This is a genomic window from Arthrobacter sp. Helios (assembly GCF_023167125.1).
Lineage (GTDB): Bacteria > Actinomycetota > Actinomycetes > Actinomycetales > Micrococcaceae > Arthrobacter_B > Arthrobacter_B luteolus.
Genome location: NZ_CP095402.1, coordinates 2,466,187 through 2,485,842, shown reverse-complemented (window position 1 = coordinate 2,485,842; position 19,656 = coordinate 2,466,187). Strand labels below are relative to the sequence as shown.

Genomic DNA, 19,656 nt, shown 5'->3' with positions numbered 1-19,656 from the left:
CGGTCGGCCGCAGGAGAGAGGAAATACTGTGCAGAACCTGGAACGCGACGTAGTTATCATCGGCGCAGGCCCGTCCGGCCTGACAACCGCCCGGAAGCTGAAGGCCGCCGGCCTGAGTGTTACCGTGCTGGAAGCCCGGGACCGGGTGGGCGGCCGCACCTGGTCGGACACCATCGACGGTGCTTTCCTTGAAATCGGCGGACAGTGGATCTCCCCGGACCAGGAAGTCCTGAGCGAACTGGTGGAGGAACTGGGTCTGGAGACCTTCCAGCGCTACCGCGACGGCGAGTCCGTCTACATCGGCGCGGACCACCGTGCCGTCCGCTACACGGGGGAGATGTTCCCGGTCGCCGAAGAGACGGCCAAGGAAATGGAACGTCTCATCAACCTGCTGGACGAACTTACGGCCAAGACCGATCCGGCCGCCCCGTGGACGCACCCGGACGCCCGCGAGCTGGACACCGTGTCCTTCCACCACTGGCTGCGCAGCCAGTCCAGCAACGAAGAGGCCTGCAACAACATCGGCCTGTTCGTGGCCGGCGGCATGCTGACCAAGCCGGCGCATTCTTTCTCAACCCTGCAGGCGCTGCTGATGTCGGCATCAGCCGGCTCCTTCTCCAACCTCGTGGACGAAGACTTCATCCTCGACCGCCGCGTTGCCGGCGGTATGCAGCAGGTTTCCGAGCGTATGGCAGCCGAACTCGGCGACGACGTCGTCCTGAATGCTCCGGTCCGTACCCTGCGCTGGTCCGAGGGCGCAGAAGGCACCTCCGTCACGGCCATTGCCGACGGCGTCAGCGTCACCGCACGCTACGCAGTCATGGCCGTGCCGCCGAACCTGTACTCCCGCGTCTCCTTCGATCCGCCCCTGCCGCGCCGCCAGCACCAGATGCACCAGCACCAGTCCCTGGGTCTGGTCATCAAGGTCCACGCCGTGTACTCCACCCCGTTCTGGCGCGAAGCCGGATTGTCCGGCACCTGCTTCGGCGCGCACGAGCTGGTCCAGGAGGTCTACGACAACACCAACCACGAAGACCCCCGCGGCACCCTGGTCGGCTTCGTCTCCGACGAAAAGGCCGACGCAATGTTCGAGCTCAGCGCCGAGGAGCGCAAGCAGGCCATCCTCCAGTCCATCGCCGGCTACCTGGGCGACGAGGCGCTGACCCCCGAGGTCTACTACGAGTCCGACTGGGGCTCGGAGGAATGGACCCGCGGCGCCTACGCCGCCAGCTTCGACCTGGGCGGCCTGCACCGCTACGGCCCGGACCAGCTGGTTCCGGTCGGACCCATCTACTGGTCCAGCTCCGACCTGGCGGCCGAGGGCTACCAGCACGTCGACGGCGCTGTCCGGATGGGCGCGCAGACCGCGGCCCGGATCATCGCCCGGGCTCAAGGCTAAGATCCAGTGCGCTACGTAGTCGGCTACGCCGCAACGGAGCGGGGCCGGGATGCCCTGAACCTGGCCTGTGCGCTTGCGCGCAGCCAGGGGGCGTCCCTGGACCTGGTAATGGTCGACCCCGAGCAGTCGCCCTATACGGCGGTTTATCCCCCGGAACGGTCCTACGCCACGCTGCTGGCTGAGCAGCTCGGGGCCTGGCTGGACGAGGCCCTGGCCATGGTGCCGGAAGACATCGAGGCGCGGGGCCACATCCGGGCAGCCGACTCCGACGCGCGCGGACTTATCGACGCGGCAGCCGAGTTCGGTGCCGGGCTCATTGTGGTCGGCGCCGGAAGCAACGGCCTGTTCAAGCGCTACACGGTGGGCAGCGTGGCCAACGCTCTGCTCCACGCCGCCCACGTTCCCGTGGCCCTGGCGCCGTACGGCTACAGCCGGACCGATCCGATTACCCGGGTCACCTGTGCTGTCGGTGAACGGCGCGGGGCCGAGGACGTCCTGGAAGTCGGCGCCGCGTCTGCCGCCCAGCGCGGCCTGCCGCTGCGCCTGCTCTCGCTCGTGGCGCTGGCTTCATCTCAGAGCGCTGCCCTGGACGAAGCACGGCAGCATGTGGCCGACCGCGTCGCCAAGGCTGAAACCCTCACCCGCGGCCGGTGCCAGGTCACCGGCGAGGTCGCGCAGGGACGCACCATCGAAAACGCAGTCGACAACCTGGACTTCGAGGACGGGGAGATCTTCATCATCGGCTCCAGCCGCCTCGCCCTGCACAACCAGCTGTTCCTGGGGACCACGGCCTCGAAGGTACTGCGCAGCCTTCCGGTCCCGATGGTCGTGGTTCCCCGCGGCTACATGGGCACCTCGAGTGCGGCTGCACCCGCACCGCAGACAGGAGAACCGCAATGAGCGCCAAGTCAAAAACAGTGCGCCCGGGCGCAGAAGGAAGCGGGCTCTCCAGCAAGGGACTGAAGGGCGGGCAGGTCGGCCTGATTGGCGCCGTCGTCATCGGCATCTCCTGTATCGCCCCGGCGTACACCCTCACCTCGGGGCTGGGCCCCACCGTTTCCGAGGTGGGGGTGCAGCTGCCGGCGATCTTCCTGGTCGGCTTCATCCCGATGATCCTGGTGGCGATCGGGTACCGCGAACTGAACACCGCGATGCCGGACTCCGGTACGTCGTTCACCTGGGCGACCCGGGCTTTTGGGCCCTGGGTCGGCTGGATGGGAGGCTGGGGGCTGATTGCCGCCACCATCATCGTGCTCTCGAACCTCGCCGCCGTCGCGGTGGACTTCTTCTACCTCATGCTGGCGCAGGTGACGGGCAATGACGCCCTGGCCGACCTGACCCTGAACCTTCCCCTGAACATAGCAACGACGCTCGTGTTCATTGCCGTGGCCTGCTGGATTTCCTACCGCGGCGTTGAAACCACCAAAACGGTGCAGTACGTCCTCGTAGCCTTCCAGCTGGTGGTGCTCACCTGGTTCTCCGTTGCTGCGTTCGTCCATGTAGCCAACGGGACGGCCTTTGACCCCACCCAGATCAGCGCTGAATGGTTCAACCCGTTCGCCGTCGAATCCTTCTCGGCGTTCGCCGCCGGTGTGTCCCTCTCCATTTTTGTGTACTGGGGCTGGGACGTCACCCTCACCATGAACGAGGAGACCAAGGACCCGGAGAAGACACCGGGCCGCGCGGCTACGGCCACGGTGTTCGTGATTGTGCTGATCTACATGATGATTGCCCTCGCCGTGATCTCCTACGCCGGCGTCGGCGACGGAGAGCTGGGCGCCGGCAACCCGGACAACCAGGAGAGCATCTTCGCGGTGCTGGCCGGTCCTGTGATGGGGCCGTTCGCCATCCTGATGTCCCTGTCCATCCTCAGCAGTTCAGCTGCCTCACTGCAGTCCACCTTCGTCTCACCGGCGCGCACGCTGCTGGCGATGGGACACTACCGGGCACTGCCGCGCAGCTTCAGCAGGATCAGCCCGGCGCACAAGTCTCCGGGTTATGCCACCGTGGCGGCAGCTGTGGCTGCCGCGGGGTTCTACGTCATCACCAGGCTGCTCTCGGAGAACGCACTGTGGGACACCATTACCGCACTGGGCCTGATGATCTGCTTCTACTACGGGCTGACCGCCCTGGCCTGCGTCTGGTACTTCCGCCGCGAAGCCTTCAGCAGCATGCGCAACTTCCTGGTGAAGTTCCTGGCCCCGGCCCTTGGCGGCATCATCCTGTGGGTGATGTTCCTGAAGACGGCACTGGACTCCATGGATCCGGCCTACGGTTCCGGTTCCTCGGTGGGCGGCGTGGGCCTGGTCTTCGTGCTGGGCATGGGCGTCATCGCCCTTGGCGCCGTGCTGATGCTCCTGATGTACCGGCGCAACCCCGGGTTCTTCCGGGGCGAGACGCTGCGGGTCGGGCACTCCGGCAGTGCGCCGGACGAAGCTCCCGGCAAGGAGGACGTGCCGTCGGTCTAACCGGATAACCCGGCACGGCAAACCTGCGCCTGCAGGGAAGCCCGCGGACACCCCAGCTGCTGGGGAGTACCGCGGGCTTCCCGTTTCCCCCGGACGGATGCAGCGCTCAGGAGGGCGGCAGCTGATCCTCCGGAACGATGGAGGCGGTGTGCGGTGGCCCCACAGTGGTCAGGCGGGGAATCCGGGCCTGCATCCAGACCCCGAGGGCAGCTGCCAGGCCGCCAAGTTCCGCAGCAGCATAGTGGTCCGGTTCCCAGCCGGCGTAGAGGCCGACGCTGAGGCGCCTGCCCCGGTGGACCAGGAAGGCGCTCTCCAAGCCAAAGCCTGCCGGTTCAATGGTGACCGCCTTTCCGTGGCCCGCGGCCGCCATGGCCTGGGCCATGGTGCCGTTGCTCGTGGTGCGGGCCAGGGCCAGATCGATTCCCCCGGCCAGGGCAGTGTTTCGGACGGTTCGCTCGATCGCACTGCCATGGCCGGGCAGCAGCACGGCCTCACGGGCAACATCGGCGAGCTCCGCTTCGCCGCCGGAAGCGGCCAGCCGGTCACCGGAGCGGAAGTGCACGAACACCGGTGCCGACGCCAGATGGTGTCCGCACAGGTGGGGCGGGGGCTCGGAGGTGTTGACCGCCATGTCCACTCCGGTGGACAGCCGGGCATACACCTCACCGGGATGGGCCGGCTGGATGTCCGCGATCGGTGCGCCCTCGGCAATGAACGGCGCGATGAAGAAGTTCCCTGTTGTCTCAGGGCAGGCCACCGTAAAGGACTGATGTCCCCGGCGCATGGCCCGCAGCACACCATCCGCCCGGTCCTGCCGGTTCTGCAGGTCCTGGGCCAGCTCCCGCACACGTTCCCCGGCCGGGGTGAGCTTCATTCCCGAGGCTGTCCGCCGGAAGAGCCGCACCCCCAGTTTCCGCTCCAGTCCGGCAATCCGGCGGGAGACAGCGGGCTGGGAAACATAGATCGCCGCAGCGGCCGCGCTCACGGTGCCGTGGCCGGCCACGGCCAGAAAATACTGCAGGTCACGCTGATCCATCATGTCCATAGGTTATGGCACTGTGCCAAAAAGTCATTAGACAGTTATCTTGCCGCTGCCGCAAAGTGGGTTCTGCATCACAATCCGCTCGGATCCGAATCCAGGCCAGACACCTCTAGGACTCCACTTTGACAGCTTCCTCCACGCAAGACGCCGGTGCCCGGCAGAAGCGTTCCACCACGGGTGCCTTCGTCGGCACGGCCATCGAGTGGTACGACTTCTACATTTTCGGCACCGCCGCCGCTCTGGTGTTCGGGCATGTTTTCTACCCCGGGGCATCGCCCGCAGCAGCCCTGATGGCGTCCTTCGCAACCTTCTGGGTGGGCTTCCTGGCCCGTCCCATCGGCGGCATGATCTTCGGCCACTTCGGGGACAAGCTCGGACGTAAAAATGTCCTGGTGATCACCCTGATCATGATGGGCAGCGCCACGACCCTGATCGGCCTGCTGCCCGGCTACGCCCAGATCGGCGTAATGGCTCCGGTCCTGCTGATCGTCCTGCGCGCACTGCAGGGAATCGCCGTCGGCGGCGAATGGGGCGGGGCTGTCCTGCTGGCCACGGAGAACGCCAGCGAGAAAAAGAAGGGCATGGCTGGGGCCTGGGTCCAACAGGGATCACCCGCCGGATCAATCCTGGCCACGGTCGCCTTCATGCTGGTGGGTCTGCTGCCCGACGAGGCCTTCCTCTCCTGGGGCTGGCGCATTCCGTTCCTGGTCTCCGCACTGCTGGTGGTCATTGGCCTCCTCATCCGCCTCAAGGTCGAAGAATCAGCGGACTTCGAGGCCGCTAAGGCCAGCAACACCGTCGTCAAGGCTCCCATCGCCGAGGTCTTCCGCACCGCACCCACAATCGTTTTCCTGGGCATCGCTGCCTCCATCATGGGTATCTCCCTGGCCTACTTCACCAACACGTTCCTGCTGTCCTGGACGACGGGAACCCTGGGCATCGAGCGTCAGACCATGCTGAACGTCCTGCTCGGAATGGCAATCCTCCAGTTCATCTGGCAGCCGATTGCCGCCTGGATCGCGGAGAAGATCGGGGCCGTGAAGGTTATGGTCTGGGGCCTGGTACTGGCGGTCGTTATGGTGGTTCCGTTCTTCCAGGCGATCAGCTCCGCCAACCCCGGCGCCATCGCCATCACCCTGTACATCACCTGCCTGGGCGGCACCGCCTACTACGCGCTGCTGGCCAACTCCCTGGCCTCAGCCTTCCCCGCCAACATCCGGTACACCGGAGTCTCCCTGGCCTACCAGCTGTGCTCGTCGCTGATCGGCGGCGCCACTCCGCTGGTGGCGCAGTGGATCCTGAACAGCTCAAACGGCAGTCCCTGGGGTGTGGCGGCGTTCTACACCGCCATGCTGCTGGCCACCATTCTCGGCGTCGTCGGGCTCTCCCGCGCTGCCAACCGGCGGCATGCAGTCCACAACGATCCGGTAAACGCAACGGCCTGACCGGCGCCCACCACACGTCTCCCGGCGCTGGAACCGTTCCCCACCTGTTCCGGCGCCGGGTCAAACCTAGGAAAACCCATGCGCATTGATGCCATTTTTACCAACGGACGGTTCCACACCCTGGACCCGGACTATCCCCTTGCCAGCCGCGTCGGCGTTATCGGCGGACGGATTGCCGGGTTCGACGCCGACCTGGATGGCGTCAGTGCGGCGGAGGTGATCGACCTGCGCGGTGCAGCGGTGTTTCCGGGCTTCCACGACGCGCACTTCCATCTGTCACTGACCGGTGCCCGGCTCGCTGCGCTGGATCTGCGGCCCGGCAAAGTGCGGACCCTGGCGGAGCTCTACGCGGCCGTAGCGGAACACGCGCGGACCCTGCCGGCAGACGGCTGGGTCCGTGGATCAGGCTACAACCAGAACTTCCTCGGGTCCCATCCCGACGCCGAGGCCCTGCACCAGGCGGCCGGCGGGCGGCCGGTGTTCCTGGAACACGTCTCCGGCCACATGGGTGCGGCCAGTACCCGCGCCTTTGAGCTGGCCGGCTACCCGGGCCGCCTGGGTGTTCCGGACTTTGCCGGCGGCCACGTGGAGCGCGACGCCGAAGGCCGCGCCACCGGGCTGCTCCAGGAACGGGCCATGGTGCTGATTTACAATATGGTCCGGCCCATGGACCTGGGCGAGGTGCAGCGGAACCTCGGCCTGGCCGGCCGTCAGGCGCTGCGGTACGGCCTCACCTCCGTGACGGAACCCGGCGTCGGGGACCACCGCATGGTCGGCAACACACCCCTGGACTTCCACTCCTACCAGCAGGCAGTGGAGGAGGGGACCCTTCGCACCCGGGTGACCCTGATGCCTTACTGCACTACCTTGCACGCGGTGGAAGGCATGAAGGGCCAGGACCTGTTCGGGCTCGATCTGGGGATCCGCACCGGGCTGGGGGATGACCGGCTGCGCGTAGGTCCGGTCAAGATCGTCTCCGACGGCTCCTTTATCGGACGGTCCGCGGCGATGCACCATTGCTACCATGGCGAACCGCACAACCACGGGGTGATGCAGTACAACGCCGAGGAGCTCCGCAGCATGATCATCGGAGCGCACACCGCCGGCTGGACTGTGGCCACGCATGCCATCGGTGACGCGGCCATCGACCATGTGATGGATGCGGTCGAAGAAGCGCACCGCATCCTGCCGCGGCCCGGAGTGCGGCACCGGATCGAGCATTTCGCACTGGCTTCGGACGCACAGGTGGCCCGGGCAGCAGCCCTGGAACTCACGGCAGTTCCGCAGGGCAGCTTCATCTCCGACTTCGGTGACGGCATGATGGACGCCGTCGAACCGGCACTGGCGCCGTTGATCTACCGCATGAAATCACTGCTGAATGCGGGGATGGTCCTGCCCGGATCCACCGATTCACCCGTCTCAGACGGAAATCCGCTGGTCTCCATCCATGACATGGTCAACCGGCGCACGGCTTCCGGGCGGGTCCTGGGTGCGGAAGAGCGGCTCACTGTCGCCGAAGCGGTCCGTGCGTACACCTTCGGTTCCGCCTACGCGGTCGGTCAGGAACAGGACAAGGGGACCCTGCGGCGCGGGATGCTCGCCGATTTCACGGTGCTCTCTGAAGACCTGTTCGGCATTGATCCGTCCCGCATCCGCGAAACGGAGGTAATGGGCACCGTCGTCGGAGGAGAAATGCTGTACGACGCCGCGGGCTTCCTGGGGTAGGCGCGTTGCCTGAGGGACTTGGTGCCAGATGTGCCTCGTCCAAGATGTCACCACTGGTGCTCCTGTGACTTGTGGTAATTGAGGGATTGTTGTGAATCTGTGAGGTCTGCGTTAGATTGCTTGTCAAGCACCGCGCGCATGCGGTGTGTCGCGTCCGGTGGGGATGGACGCGCAGCATAGGCCTCCACGGTGGACTGCCGCGGGTCTCGAGGCATAAGGATTTACACAATGCGACTGAGGAAACTCGCAGGGGCGTTCGCTGCCCTGATGCTGGCGCTGGGGGCGACAGCCGTGGCGCTGCCCGCGGCGTCGGCCACTTCACTGGATGGTGTGGCGGCCGGCAGGCTCCACTCACTGATTAACGAATACCGGGCACAGCATGCACTCAAGCCGCTGGCCTGGAACAGCGGCATCGCCGCCGTCGCCCAGGACTGGACCCTGCGGTCTGCGCAGACCGCCAGCGTCCACGGCGCCGGCACTTTCCTGCACAACCCGGATTTTGCTGCCCAGTACCCGGCGGGCGCGCTGGGGTACTCCGAGAACATCGCCTGGAACATGAGCGTCGACCAGGCCTTCCAATGGTGGGTTAACTCCGCCCCGCACCGGGGGAACATGCTTGGTGCTGCGGATACGGACATCGGAATCGGCGTGGTCCAGCTGACGGAGGGGCCGAACAAGGGCGTGTACCTGGCCACCGTCAACTTCGGTCAGTACGCCGGCACGGCCGTACCTGCCCCGCCTGCTGAAACCCCGCCGGCTGAAACCCCGGCTCCCGCACCGGAGCCCACGGTGCCCGCGGAGCCTGCACCGCCTGCAGAGCCTGCACCGGCTGATCCTCCGGCGGAAACGGCGCCGGCTCCGGAGCCTTCGACTGAACCGTCGGCTCCCGCGCCGGAACCCGCTCCGGAACCTGCTCCGAGCAACCCGCCCGCTGAAACCGTGCCGGAGCCGGCACCGGCGCCGACCGAAGCGCCGGCCGAGCCGACTCTGCCGGCTGCACCCAGCGAAACCCCGCAGGCACCGGTGACGGATCCCCCTGCTCCGGTGGAATCCACAGAGCCTTCCCCTGAAGAGCCGTCGCAGACGCCTGATCCGCTGGAAACTCCGGTCCTGGAAACCTCCGAACCTGAGGGAACCGACGTCCCGGCTGAGCCGGCGGCAGACAACCCGGCAGCTGCCACCGGGGTTGGAGAACGCGTCGAGCTGCAGACCAGCGACCCTGCGGCGCTGACCCCCGATGCGCGCGGCAGCTTCGAAACCAGGACCAGCGGCAGCAGCCTCACTATTTCCGGGCTCACGCCGGGACACGAATACCAGGTCTTCCTGCATTCCACGCCCGTGAAGGCCGGCAGCTTCACCGTTGACGCGAACGGCTTGCTGCGGATCGACATCCCCGCCGGGCTGGAAGCCGGCGGCCACCGGGTAGCCCTGTACGAACGGGACGGCGCACTGGCCGGCTGGCAGGCCTTCACTGTGCAGGCCGAGGTCAACGTGCTCGGCGTAGCCACCGCTGCAGGGCCCGGTGCACCCGCGGAGCTGGCCTCGACCGGGTTCTCAGCCGGCCAGGCGCTGCTCGCTGGAACGGGTGCCGCCATGATCATCGCCGGGGCAGCAGCCCTGGTGTATCTGCGGGGCCGCCGGTCCGAGACGGCCTAGCAGCCAGCAGGCAGACAGGAAAGCGCAGGACCAGCCGGTCCTGCGCTTTCCTCGCTTCCGGCCCCGTGGTCACTGCCGGCAGCACCCGCTATGCCGTGCGGGCAGCCGCGGCCCGGCGGATCCGGGCCCGGCGCGGGGAACCCATCATGTCGATACTGAGCATGGCCAGCGCCAGCCATACGAGCCCAAATCCTGCCCAGCGCTCGGGAGGCATGGCCTCCTGGAAGACGACCAGGGCCATGATGAACTGCAGGACCGGCGCCAGGTACTGGAGCATCCCCACCATGGTCAGCGGCAGCCGGCTGGCCGCCGCGCCGAAGAAGATCAGGGGCACGGCCGTGGCAATGCCCGACGCAGCCAGCAGCCAGAAATGTGCCGGCCCGAAGCTGAGCAGCGTGCCGGTGCCGTTGGCAGCCATCACCACCAGGACCACGCCGGCCAGCGGAGCCAGCACGGCGGTCTCGATGGACAGGCTGGAAACGGCGTCAACCTTCCCGCCGACGCCCTTCTTGACCAGGCCGTAAAAACCAAAACTGAACGCCAGGGTCAGCGCGACCCAGGGAACATTGCCGTAGGCGAATGCCAAAACCAGGACTGCGATAAAGCCCACCGAGATGGCGGCCCACTGCAGGGGCCGAAGCCGCTCCTTCAGCAGGAAAACGCCCAGCAGGACCGAAACCAGCGGGTTGATGAAGTAGCCCAGGGCGGCCTCGACTGCATGGCCGTTAAGCACGGCCCAGGAAAAGACCAGCCAGTTCACGGCAATCAGCACAGCAGCCACGGACAGGGTGCCCAGCATCCGCAGATCCCGCACCGAGGTCAAGGCCCGGCGCCAGGACCGCATCACCGTCAGGAGGAAGGCGCAGAACACCAGGGAGAAGACAACGCGCGCGGCGACAATCTCCACAGGCCCCGCAGGCTCCAGCAGCAGGAAGTACAGCGGCAGGAATCCCCAAATGCCGTAGGCGCCAATGCCAAAGAGCAGACCGGACCCGCTGATTTTGCCGTCCCGCTCGGGCCCGTTCACCGTACCGGGCGGACCCGCATCCGATGCCGGGGCAGCGGTGCCCTGCGCTGGCGGTCCCTGCCCATTCCGGGCGGCGGTATTTGAGGCGGCGTAGGCAGGGGAACTGCCGGGAGGTTGCTCATTGGGCATGTGCGGTGCAACGCACTACGCCCTGCGCATATTCCGTGTCCGTTTTCGCCGGTTGGCGCCGGTGCCGTTTAGACGCCGTGGTACGCGGCAATTAGAATAAACAAATGTGCGCCATTTGCGTTCAGTGACGTTCAGTGACTTGCTCCCTGACTTTCAGAGATCTCCCGAGAAGAAGGACTTTACGTGTCTAACACAGCCCCGGACAGCTCGCAGCGTCCCATGCGAGTAGCAATTATCGGTGCTGGTCCGGCCGGCGTTTACGCGGCAGACATCCTGACCAAAGCCGACCGCGACTTCGACGTCAGCATTGACCTCTTCGACCAGTACCCCACCCCCTACGGGCTGATCCGCTACGGCGTTGCTCCCGACCATCCCCGCATCAAGGGCATCGTCAAGGCGCTGGAGAAGGTCCTGGACCGCGGGGATATCCGCTTCCTGGGCAACGTGAACTACGGCCGCGACCTCACACTCAAGGATTTCCGGCACTTCTATGACGCGGTCATCTTCGCCACCGGCGCGCTCAAGGATGCGCCGCTGGACATTCCCGGGATTGACCTGGACGGTTCCTACGGCGGCGCCGATTTTGTCTCCTGGTATGACGGCAATCCGGATGTTCCGCGGGACTGGCCCCTGGACGCCAAGGAAATCGCTGTCATCGGCAACGGCAACGTGGCCCTCGACGTCGCACGGATCCTCTCCAAGCACGCTGATGACCTGCTGACCACCGAGATTCCGGCGAACGTCTACGAGGGGCTGAAGAAGTCGCCGGTAACGGATGTCCATATCTTTGGCCGCCGCGGACCGGCCCAGGTGAAGTTCACTCCGCTGGAACTGCGGGAACTCTCGCACTCCCGCGACGTGGACATTGTGCTGTACCCGGAGGACTTCGAGTTCGATGAGGCCTCGGATGAGCAGATCCGCACCAACAACCAGACCAAGACCATGGTCAACACGCTGACCAACTGGCTCGTTGAGGAGCAGGACACCGGTGCCTCCCGCCGCCTGCACCTGCATTTCCTGCACTCCCCGGTAGAGATCCACGACGATCCCGCCACTCCGGGCAAGGTCGCCGGAATCAAGATGGAACGCACCGAACTCGACGGCACCGGCAACGCCCGCGGCACCGGAGAGTTCGTGGATTACCCCGTGCAGGCCGTATACCGGGCGGTGGGCTACTTCGGCTCCGAACTGCCCGAGGTGGGCTACGACTCCCGCCGCGGCGTGATTCCGAATGAGGGCGGCCGCGTGGTGGACACCGACGGCCAGCCTATTCCCGGCATCTACGCGACCGGCTGGATCAAGCGCGGCCCGGTAGGCCTCATCGGCCACACCAAGGGTGATGCGCTGGAGACCATCGGCTTCCTGCTGGAAGACCGCCGGACGCTGCCCGCTGCCGAAGAGCCGGAACCGGACGCCATCATCAGCCTTCTCGAAGAGCGCGGCGTTGAGTACACCACCTGGCAGGGCTGGAAGCAGCTCGACGCCCACGAGATGTCGCTGGGCGCCAGCTACGTCCACGGCGATCCCGGTGTTGGCGATCTGGTCCGCGAACGCGTCAAGGTTGTGGACCGTGAGGAAATGATCCGGACCAGCCGGCAGGGCGTGCAGTAGCACCCGCAACACCCGCAGCTTCAGAAGCCGGGGCCGCATCCGCGGTCCCGGCTTCTGCCGTTTCCGCGGGCCGGAAAGCTGCCCGCGGATCCCACGCTGCGGGCAGCGCCGTCCGCTGAGTATCCGGATGTGCAACTGCGGTGGCCTTCCAAGCTGCCGGGCCGCCAGGGCTGCCACTCACCGAACGGATCAACGAACGGAACCCCGGACGGAACCCCCGATTTGCTCTGGAACCTTAGGGTTTCACGTGTCACCATGGACGGGCAGCCTCAGGCTGCCCGGAACACCGGAAACGTGCCCGCGGGTGCGCGGGGGGTTTCCGGCGCAAGCGGTCTCCTTATCAGCGCGGATAGGTTGGACGGTGCAGCACAGTCGAAGTGGTGTGCGGGAGCGTGGGCCCCGGACGGCGGAGTTCCTCCAGCAGGAGGCGTGGCGGGCGCATGAGAGCATGCGGGCGCAGGGTGAAGTCCTGGATACCCTTCGTCCCGGCGTCAAAGAGTCGTGGCAGCGTTCCCTGCAGCACCATCCCAATCCCGACGATGCCCAGCCCGCCCTGGTGTTTGGCGACGAAGATCTCGAGGCCTACCGTGCCTCCCACCCCCTGGCCTCGATCATGCCCGTCATCCAGCGCCTGCTGGTGGAGCCCGGAAGGGAAAGCGGTCTCCTGGTGGCTGTCGGGGACCAGCTGGGGCGGCTGCTTTGGGTCGACGGGGATCCGGAACTGCGCCGCCGGGCAGAGGGCATGATGTTCCTGCCGGGGGCGGACTGGTCAGAGAACTCCATCGGCACCAGCGCTCCGGGCACGGCCTTGGTGACCGGGCGGAGCGTGCAGATTGCCGGCGCGGAGCATTTCAGTGTCCAGGTGCATCCCTGGTCCTGCACCGCCGTACCCGTCCATGACCCGGATTCAGGCGCCGTCCTGGGCGTTGTGGACATCACGGGCAAGGAAGAGGCCGTGGCCGTGCACACGCTGGCATTGGTACAGGCAACGGTCGCGGCGGCCCAGGCCCAGCTGCACGTTGAACGCCTCCAGTTCCGGGCTCCCCGCCGGACGCGGAGCCCGGTACCCAACCCTCGTCCCAGCCTCTACCAGGACAGCCTGCAGATCCTGGGCGCGGATTCCGCCGTCCTGTGCGTAGGCGGTACCCGCCTGCACCTGAGCCCGCGGCACTCTGAACTGATGGCGCTGCTGGCGCTGCACCCGCGCGGATTGACTGCTGAGGAACTGGCAGTCCTGGCCTATCCGGAACAGTCCTCCGTGGGCACAGTCCGCGCCGAGATGCTGCGGCTGCGCAAGCTGCTGGCCCGGGAAACTCCGGCCGGCGCCGATATGGTGCCGCAGTCCCGCCCGTACCGGCTGCCCCGGGAACTGGTGGTCGACGCCGGCCAGGTCCGCTCCTGCCTGGAACGGGGAGCCCACCGGCTCGCCCTGAACATTTACCGCGGGGAAGTCCTGCCGCACTCCCAGGCGCCCGGGATCACGGAGCTGCGGCGCAGCCTCAGTTCGGTGCTGCGGGAAGCCGTGCTCGCAGATGCGGGCAGTGACACGCTGCTCCAGTACCTTCGCCTGCCGGAAGCAGCGGACGACGGCGAGGCGTGGCGCCTCGCCCTGCAGCTGCTGCCGGCCCGCTCACCCCGCCGGGCGGGCATCGTGGCGGGATTGCAGCGGATCGAGCAGGACCTGGCTTAGGCCTTCGGCGCCGGGGTCCGGGTGTCCGCGGGCTCGTCGGCCTGCGGCCCGACCGACGGTTTAATGCGCAGGCTGGTCAGGAAACCGATCAGCAGGGCAGCGGCCGCAATCCATCCGGCCAGGGCAGCCCCGCTGGTCATCGCTTCCCGGGCAGCGTCAGCGATGAACGCGGTCTGCGGATCGGCAGCCAGGGCCGGGATGCTGCCGCCGGAGGTGGCATTGACCGATTCCAGCGCGCCGCTCAGCTGCGGAGCGCCGGCAAGGGAATCGGCCACCCCGTTTTCGGTCCCGGTGCGAAGCGTGGTGAAGAAGGCGGTCCCCAGCACCGCGATGCCCAGTGCGGATCCGGTCTGGCGGGCAGTGCTCTGGGTAGCTGAGCCCTGTCCGCTCTTCGCGAGGGGAACATCTGCCAGGACCACTGAGGTGAGCTGGGCAGTGGCCAGTCCCACGCCCATGCCGTACACCAGCAGGATCGGGGAAGTCAGCCAGGCCGTGCTGTCCGGCCGGATCAGGAGGGCCAGAGCCGCGATACTGATGATTTCCAGCCCGAGCCCCATCCGAACCACAAAGATGGGGCTGAACTTCCTGGCCAGGGCGGCAACTCCGCCGCTCGCGAGGAAAGATCCGGCCGCCAGCGGCAGCAGCGCCAGCCCGGCTTCAAAAGCGCTGAAGCCCAGCACATTCTGGAACCACAGCGGCAGGGAGAGAATCAATCCGAATTCACCGAAGCTGACAATCAGGGCCGTGACGTTGCCGTTGGCGAAGGACGGAATACGGAACAGGGACAGGTCCAGGATCACGCCCTTGCCGGCGGCTGTCCGTGAGCGCTGCAGCAGCACAAAGGACACCAGTGCCACAGCGGAGACCAGGAAGGCCAGCGGGACCGGGGAAAGGCTGCCAACCTGGAAGGGGGCCTCTGCCGAGGCGTTCCACCAGCCGTAGGTGCGCCCTTCGATCAGGCCGAAGACCAGCGCGCCGAAGCCAAGAATGGACAGGGCCGCACCGCCGAGGTCCAGGCGCTGCGCGGCACCGGTCACGGTCTCCGAGGACTCCGCGACGAAGAGCAGCAGGCCCGCCACGATCAGCAGCCCCACCGGAACGTTGATGCCGAACGCCCAGCGCCAGCTGGCGTTTTCGGTGAGCCACCCGCCCAGCAGCGGGCCAACAGCCGCCATGCCGCCGATGGTCGATCCCCAGACTGCGAAGGCAATTCCGCGCTCGCGGCCGTGGAAGTTCGCATTCAGCAGCGCCAGTGTTGTCGGCAGGATCATGGACCCGCCCAGACCCTGGACGGCCCGGCCAAAGATCAGCATGCCGCCGGATTCTGCCAGGGCACACAGCACGCTGGCCGCCACGAACAGTACGACGCCGATCAGCATCACCCGCCGCCGTCCCACCCGGTCCGCGATCCGGCCCCAGGTCAGGAGCAGGGCGGCGAAGAGCAGGGTATAGATCTCCTGCACCCACTGAATCTGGGTGCTGGAGATGCCGAGGTCGGCGACGATCGAAGGCACCGCTACCGAGACGATGGTGGAGTCCATGATGATCATCGCAACCCCGAGGCTGATGGCCAGCAGGCCCCACCAGCGGTAGCGGAGATAGCGGCTGGGAAGCTGAGCGTCCTGGCCGGCGCGGGAATCGGAAGCCATATGCCGTCCTTGTGGGGTGGGTCCGGAGAGCAGATCCGGACTATTCGGAGATGTTGCCTTTGGCAACAATAATCCTGCCGGCTCCGTCATGCCACACCGCTGCGGCACGGTGTGCGGGCTGCTACGTAGATGCAACGTGGGCAGGCGTACGGTTCACTGCACCGACCGAAACGACACCGGCGTCGTCGAAGATAAGGAGCGAGTTAGTCATGACCGTATACGCGCAGCCCGGGCAGAGCGATGCCCTCGTCTCATTCAAGCCCCGCTACGAAAACTGGATCGGCGGAGAATGGGTGGCCCCGGTTAAGGGCGGCTACTTCGAAAACGTTTCACCCGTGACCGGCAGGGTCTTCTGCGAGGTGGCACGCGGCACCTCGGAGGATATCGATCTGGCCCTCGACGCCGCCCACAAGGCAGCCCCGTCGTGGGGCAAAACCTCCGTGGCAGAGCGGGCGAATATCCTGAACCGCATCGCAGACCGCATCGAGGACAACCTGGAAATGCTGGCCGTGGCCGAAACCTGGGACAACGGCAAGCCGGTGCGGGAAACCCTGGCCGCGGATATGCCCCTGGCAGTTGACCACTTCCGCTACTTCGCCGGAGCCATCCGGGCGCAGGAAGGAAGCATCTCCCAGCTCGACGACAACACCACCGCCTACCACTACCATGAGCCCCTCGGCGTGGTGGGCCAGATCATCCCCTGGAACTTCCCGATCCTCATGGCGACCTGGAAGCTGGCACCGGCGCTCGCGGCCGGCAACGCCGTCGTGCTCAAGCCGGCAGAACAGACACCTGCCTCGATCCTGGTGCTGATGGAACTGATTGCCGATCTGCTTCCCGCCGGTGTGCTGAACGTCGTCAACGGGTTCGGTGTGGAAGCCGGCAAGCCGCTGGCCTCGTCGAAGCGGATCCGCAAGATCGCTTTCACCGGCGAGACCACCACCGGCCGGCTGATCATGCAGTACGCCAGCCAGAACCTCATCCCGGTCACGCTGGAACTTGGCGGCAAAAGCCCGAATATCTTCTTCGCCGACGTCGCCGCGCGGGATGACGCGTTCTACGACAAGGCGCTTGAAGGCTTCAACATGTTCGCGCTGAACCAGGGCGAAGTCTGCACCTGTCCGTCCCGTGCCCTGGTGCAGGAATCGATCTACGACAGCTTTATGTCCGATGCCCTGGCCCGCACCGGGCAGATGATCCAGGGCAATCCGCTGGACACCAACACCATGGTTGGCGCCCAGGCCTCCAACGATCAGCTGGAGAAGATCCTCTCCTACATGGACATCGCGGGGCAGGAAGGGGCGAAGGTCCTGGCCGGCGGGCAGCGCAACATCCTCGGGGGCGACCTGGCCGGCGGCTACTACGTTGAGCCGACTGTCTTCGAAGGCACGAACAACATGCGCATCTTCCAGGAAGAGATCTTCGGCCCGGTGGTGTCCGTGACACGGTTCTCCGATTACGGCGAGGCCCTCACGATAGCTAACGACACCCTTTACGGCCTTGGGGCCGGCGTCTGGTCCCGGGACGGCAATACCGCCTACCGTGCCGGACGGGATATCCAGGCGGGCCGGGTGTGGGTGAACAACTACCACGCCTACCCGGCACACTCGGCGTTCGGCGGCTACAAGTCCTCCGGCATCGGGCGGGAGAACCACTCCATGATGCTGGACCACTACCAGCAGACCAAGAACCTCCTGGTCAGCTACGCAGAATCCAAGCAGGGCTTCTTCTAAGCCTGCGCACGTCCACACCGTTAGCCCGTAAAGAGAGAGAACGAGATGGAATCCATGCAGGCAGCAGTAGTCACCGGCCTCGGTGATCCCCTTGAGGTCCAGGACGTTGAAATCCCCAGCCCCGGCCCCGGGCAGGTCCTGGCCAAGCTGGTCACCTCCGGTGTGTGCCACACCGACCTCCACGCCGCCCACGGCGATTGGCCGGTCAAACCGTCACCGCCGTTCATCCCCGGCCATGAGGGGGTGGGCGAAGTGGTCTCCGTGGGGGAGGGGGTCACTGACATCAAGGTGGGCGATATGGTGGGCAACGCCTGGCTCTGGTCCGCCTGCGGCGTCTGTGAGTACTGCCGCACCGGGTGGGAGACCCTGTGCGAGCAGCAGCAGAACGGCGGCTACACGGTCAACGGGTCCTTCGGCCAGTACATGCTGGTTGACGCACGGTTCGCCGCGCGCATCCCGGAAGGCGCCGACCCGGTGGCGATTGCCCCCGTGCTCTGCGCCGGGGTCACCGTGTACAAAGGCCTGAAGGAAACCGAGACACGGCCGGGCCAGTGGGTGGCGATCTCCGGAATCGGCGGGCTGGGACACATCGCGGTGCAGTATGCCAGGGCTATGGGGATGCGGGTCGCGGCAATCGACATTGCCGAAGACAAGCTGGCGCTGGCACGCGAATTCGGCGCCGAGGTGACCGTTAACGCGCGCGAGGAAGACCCCGGGGCGGCACTCCAGGAGAAAATCGGGGGAGCCCACGGCGTCCTTGTCACCGCGGTCCACCACTCGGCGTTCGGTCAGGCCATGGATATGGCCCGGCGGGGAGGAACCATCGTGTTCAATGGCCTTCCACCCGGGGACTTTCCCGCACCGATTTTCGACATTGTCCTGAAAGGGTTGACCATCCGGGGCTCGATCGTGGGCACCAGGCAGGACATGATCGAGGCGATCGACTTCTACGACCGCGGACTCATCAAGCCGAAGGTGAGCACCCGCGGACTCGATGAGATCAATGACGTGCTGGAGGAACTCGAAGCCGGCAAGGTAGATGGACGCGTAGTGGTGCAGTACTAATGGACGCGCACCAGGAAGTGCTCTCGGTCCTGGATGCCGCACCGGCCCTGCCCGGGGAGGCAACTTCCCGGGTGGGGCTCACGGCTGCGGCCCGCGACCTGCTGCGTGTACTTCGTGCCCAGCACGGTCCGCTGATGTTCCACCAATCCGGTGGATGCTGCGACGGATCATCGCCCATGTGCTATCCGGACGGGGACTTCCTGACCTCGGACGCGGATGTGCTGCTGGGAACCTTCGATCTGGATGGTGAGGGGATCGGCTTCTGGATGTCCGCAGAACAGTTCACGTACTGGAAGCACACGCACCTGACGGTCGACGTCGTGACCGGCCGGGGAAGCGGATTTTCCCTCGAGGCACCGGAAGGAAAACGCTTCCTGATCCGCTCCCGCCTGATGGATGTGCCCGGATAGCCATCAAGTAGTAAGGTTGCTGTTTAATTCCCCTGCGGCCGAGTGGCCGCGGGGCTGACGGTACATCATGATGCCTCGAACGGGGCGGGATTGAGGAACACCATGGTTAAGAAGATGGCTTTTCTGGCAGGTGTCGGCGTTGGATACCTGGTTGGCTCGAAGGCAGGCCGGGAGAAGATCAAGTCGCTCTGGAACGATCCCAAGGTGCAGGACACGGTGAACCAGGGCACCGAGTGGGCCAAGCAGAAGGCCCCCGGACTCCAGGAGAAGGTCACCGAAGCCGCCAAGGATGCCGCGTCCTCGGCCAAGGACGCTGCTTCGCAGGCCAAGGACAAGATGGGCTCTGACGGCGGCAGCAATAGCGGAAGCAGTGGAGCCTCCTCGGTTGCCGGAACCGCCAACCCTGCTGACCACTCGCACACCTCCGGCGGCGGAACCACCATGGATCCTGCGCGGCCGCAGCCTGAGGGCCGTCCGTAAGCGGAACCCGCGGGGCTGGAGGTTCCTGAACTGGAGGCTCCTGGACTGAACGTGCAGCTGCCCGCCGGAACCGTCCGGCGGGCAGCTGCACGCCCGGGGCTATTTCGCCCATTATTGCGCACATGTT

General features: G+C 66.2%; 15 protein-coding genes. 12 read left to right on the top strand and 3 right to left on the bottom strand.

Features of this window, described 5'->3' with window-relative positions:
- Positions 1-28: 28 nt before the first annotated feature.
- The 3 genes from ArtHe_RS11210 to ArtHe_RS11200 are packed head-to-tail and all read left to right on the top strand — an operon-like array spanning position 29 to position 3,867.
- A complete protein-coding gene (locus tag ArtHe_RS11210; protein WP_248316917.1) occupies positions 29-1,399 on the top strand; it encodes an NAD(P)/FAD-dependent oxidoreductase in 1,371 nt (456 codons plus the stop codon).
- 6 nt (positions 1,400-1,405) lie between these two features.
- Positions 1,406-2,299 (top strand): universal stress protein, encoded by an 894-nt coding sequence (locus ArtHe_RS11205; RefSeq protein ID WP_248316916.1) that lies wholly within the window; start codon positions 1,406-1,408, stop codon positions 2,297-2,299.
- Positions 2,296-3,867: an APC family permease gene (locus tag ArtHe_RS11200; protein ID WP_066296257.1), complete on the top strand. Its 1,572-nt coding sequence runs from the start codon at positions 2,296-2,298 to the stop codon at positions 3,865-3,867. Before ArtHe_RS11205 ends, ArtHe_RS11200 begins: the two co-directional genes overlap by 4 nt.
- A gap of 106 nt (positions 3,868-3,973) precedes the next feature.
- Here ArtHe_RS11200 and ArtHe_RS11195 read toward each other — a convergent pair whose 3' ends face one another.
- Complete coding sequence (locus tag ArtHe_RS11195) at positions 3,974-4,912, bottom strand: LysR family transcriptional regulator (RefSeq protein ID WP_248316912.1); 939 nt, start codon at positions 4,910-4,912, stop codon at positions 3,974-3,976.
- A 119-nt stretch (positions 4,913-5,031) separates the two neighbouring features.
- Here ArtHe_RS11195 and ArtHe_RS11190 point away from each other — a divergent pair, with 119 nt between their 5' ends.
- The 3 genes from ArtHe_RS11190 (at position 5,032) to ArtHe_RS11180 (ending at position 9,735) form a co-directional block, all read left to right on the top strand.
- Positions 5,032-6,354: an MFS transporter gene (locus ArtHe_RS11190; protein ID WP_248316910.1), complete on the top strand. Its 1,323-nt coding sequence runs from the start codon at positions 5,032-5,034 to the stop codon at positions 6,352-6,354.
- Between the two features lie 78 nt (positions 6,355-6,432).
- A complete protein-coding gene (locus tag ArtHe_RS11185) occupies positions 6,433-8,079 on the top strand; it encodes an amidohydrolase (RefSeq protein ID WP_248316893.1) in 1,647 nt (548 codons plus the stop codon).
- A 228-nt stretch (positions 8,080-8,307) separates the two neighbouring features.
- A complete protein-coding gene (locus ArtHe_RS11180; RefSeq protein WP_248316891.1) occupies positions 8,308-9,735 on the top strand; it encodes a CAP domain-containing protein in 1,428 nt (475 codons plus the stop codon).
- A gap of 88 nt (positions 9,736-9,823) precedes the next feature.
- Here the strand turns inward: ArtHe_RS11180 and rarD are convergent, their stop codons facing one another.
- On the bottom strand, positions 9,824-10,891 hold the full coding sequence (gene rarD, locus ArtHe_RS11175) for an EamA family transporter RarD (RefSeq protein WP_248316881.1): 1,068 nt from the start codon (positions 10,889-10,891) through the stop codon (positions 9,824-9,826).
- Between the two features lie 183 nt (positions 10,892-11,074).
- On the opposite strand from rarD, the gene ArtHe_RS11170 reads away from it, so the two are divergent.
- Together ArtHe_RS11170 and ArtHe_RS11165 are read left to right on the top strand one after the other, a co-directional pair.
- Positions 11,075-12,502, top strand: coding sequence for an FAD-dependent oxidoreductase (locus ArtHe_RS11170; protein ID WP_248316876.1), 1,428 nt, complete (start codon positions 11,075-11,077; stop codon positions 12,500-12,502).
- Between the two features lie 448 nt (positions 12,503-12,950).
- Positions 12,951-14,192: a GAF domain-containing protein gene (locus tag ArtHe_RS11165; protein ID WP_248319762.1), complete on the top strand. Its 1,242-nt coding sequence runs from the start codon at positions 12,951-12,953 to the stop codon at positions 14,190-14,192.
- Here the strand turns inward: ArtHe_RS11165 and ArtHe_RS11160 are convergent.
- Positions 14,189-15,841, bottom strand: a complete 1,653-nt coding sequence (locus ArtHe_RS11160; protein WP_248316874.1) for a DHA2 family efflux MFS transporter permease subunit — start codon at positions 15,839-15,841, stop codon at positions 14,189-14,191. The genes ArtHe_RS11165 and ArtHe_RS11160 overlap by 4 nt on opposite strands.
- 209 nt (positions 15,842-16,050) lie before the next feature.
- On the opposite strand from ArtHe_RS11160, the gene ArtHe_RS11155 reads away from it, so the two are divergent.
- From ArtHe_RS11155 to ArtHe_RS11140, 4 genes are all read left to right on the top strand, one after another.
- On the top strand, positions 16,051-17,574 hold the full coding sequence (locus tag ArtHe_RS11155; RefSeq protein ID WP_248316867.1) for an aldehyde dehydrogenase family protein: 1,524 nt from the start codon (positions 16,051-16,053) through the stop codon (positions 17,572-17,574).
- A 45-nt stretch (positions 17,575-17,619) separates the two neighbouring features.
- A complete protein-coding gene (gene adhP, locus ArtHe_RS11150; RefSeq protein WP_248316860.1) occupies positions 17,620-18,639 on the top strand; it encodes an alcohol dehydrogenase AdhP in 1,020 nt (339 codons plus the stop codon).
- On the top strand, positions 18,639-19,049 hold the full coding sequence (locus ArtHe_RS11145; protein WP_248316844.1) for a DUF779 domain-containing protein: 411 nt from the start codon (positions 18,639-18,641) through the stop codon (positions 19,047-19,049). The genes adhP and ArtHe_RS11145 overlap by 1 nt, the downstream gene beginning before the upstream one ends.
- Positions 19,050-19,151: 102 nt before the next feature.
- Positions 19,152-19,529 carry a hypothetical protein gene (locus ArtHe_RS11140; RefSeq protein WP_248316839.1) on the top strand — a complete coding sequence of 126 codons (378 nt, stop codon included), beginning with the start codon at positions 19,152-19,154 and terminating at the stop codon, positions 19,527-19,529.
- Positions 19,530-19,656 lie beyond the last annotated feature (127 nt).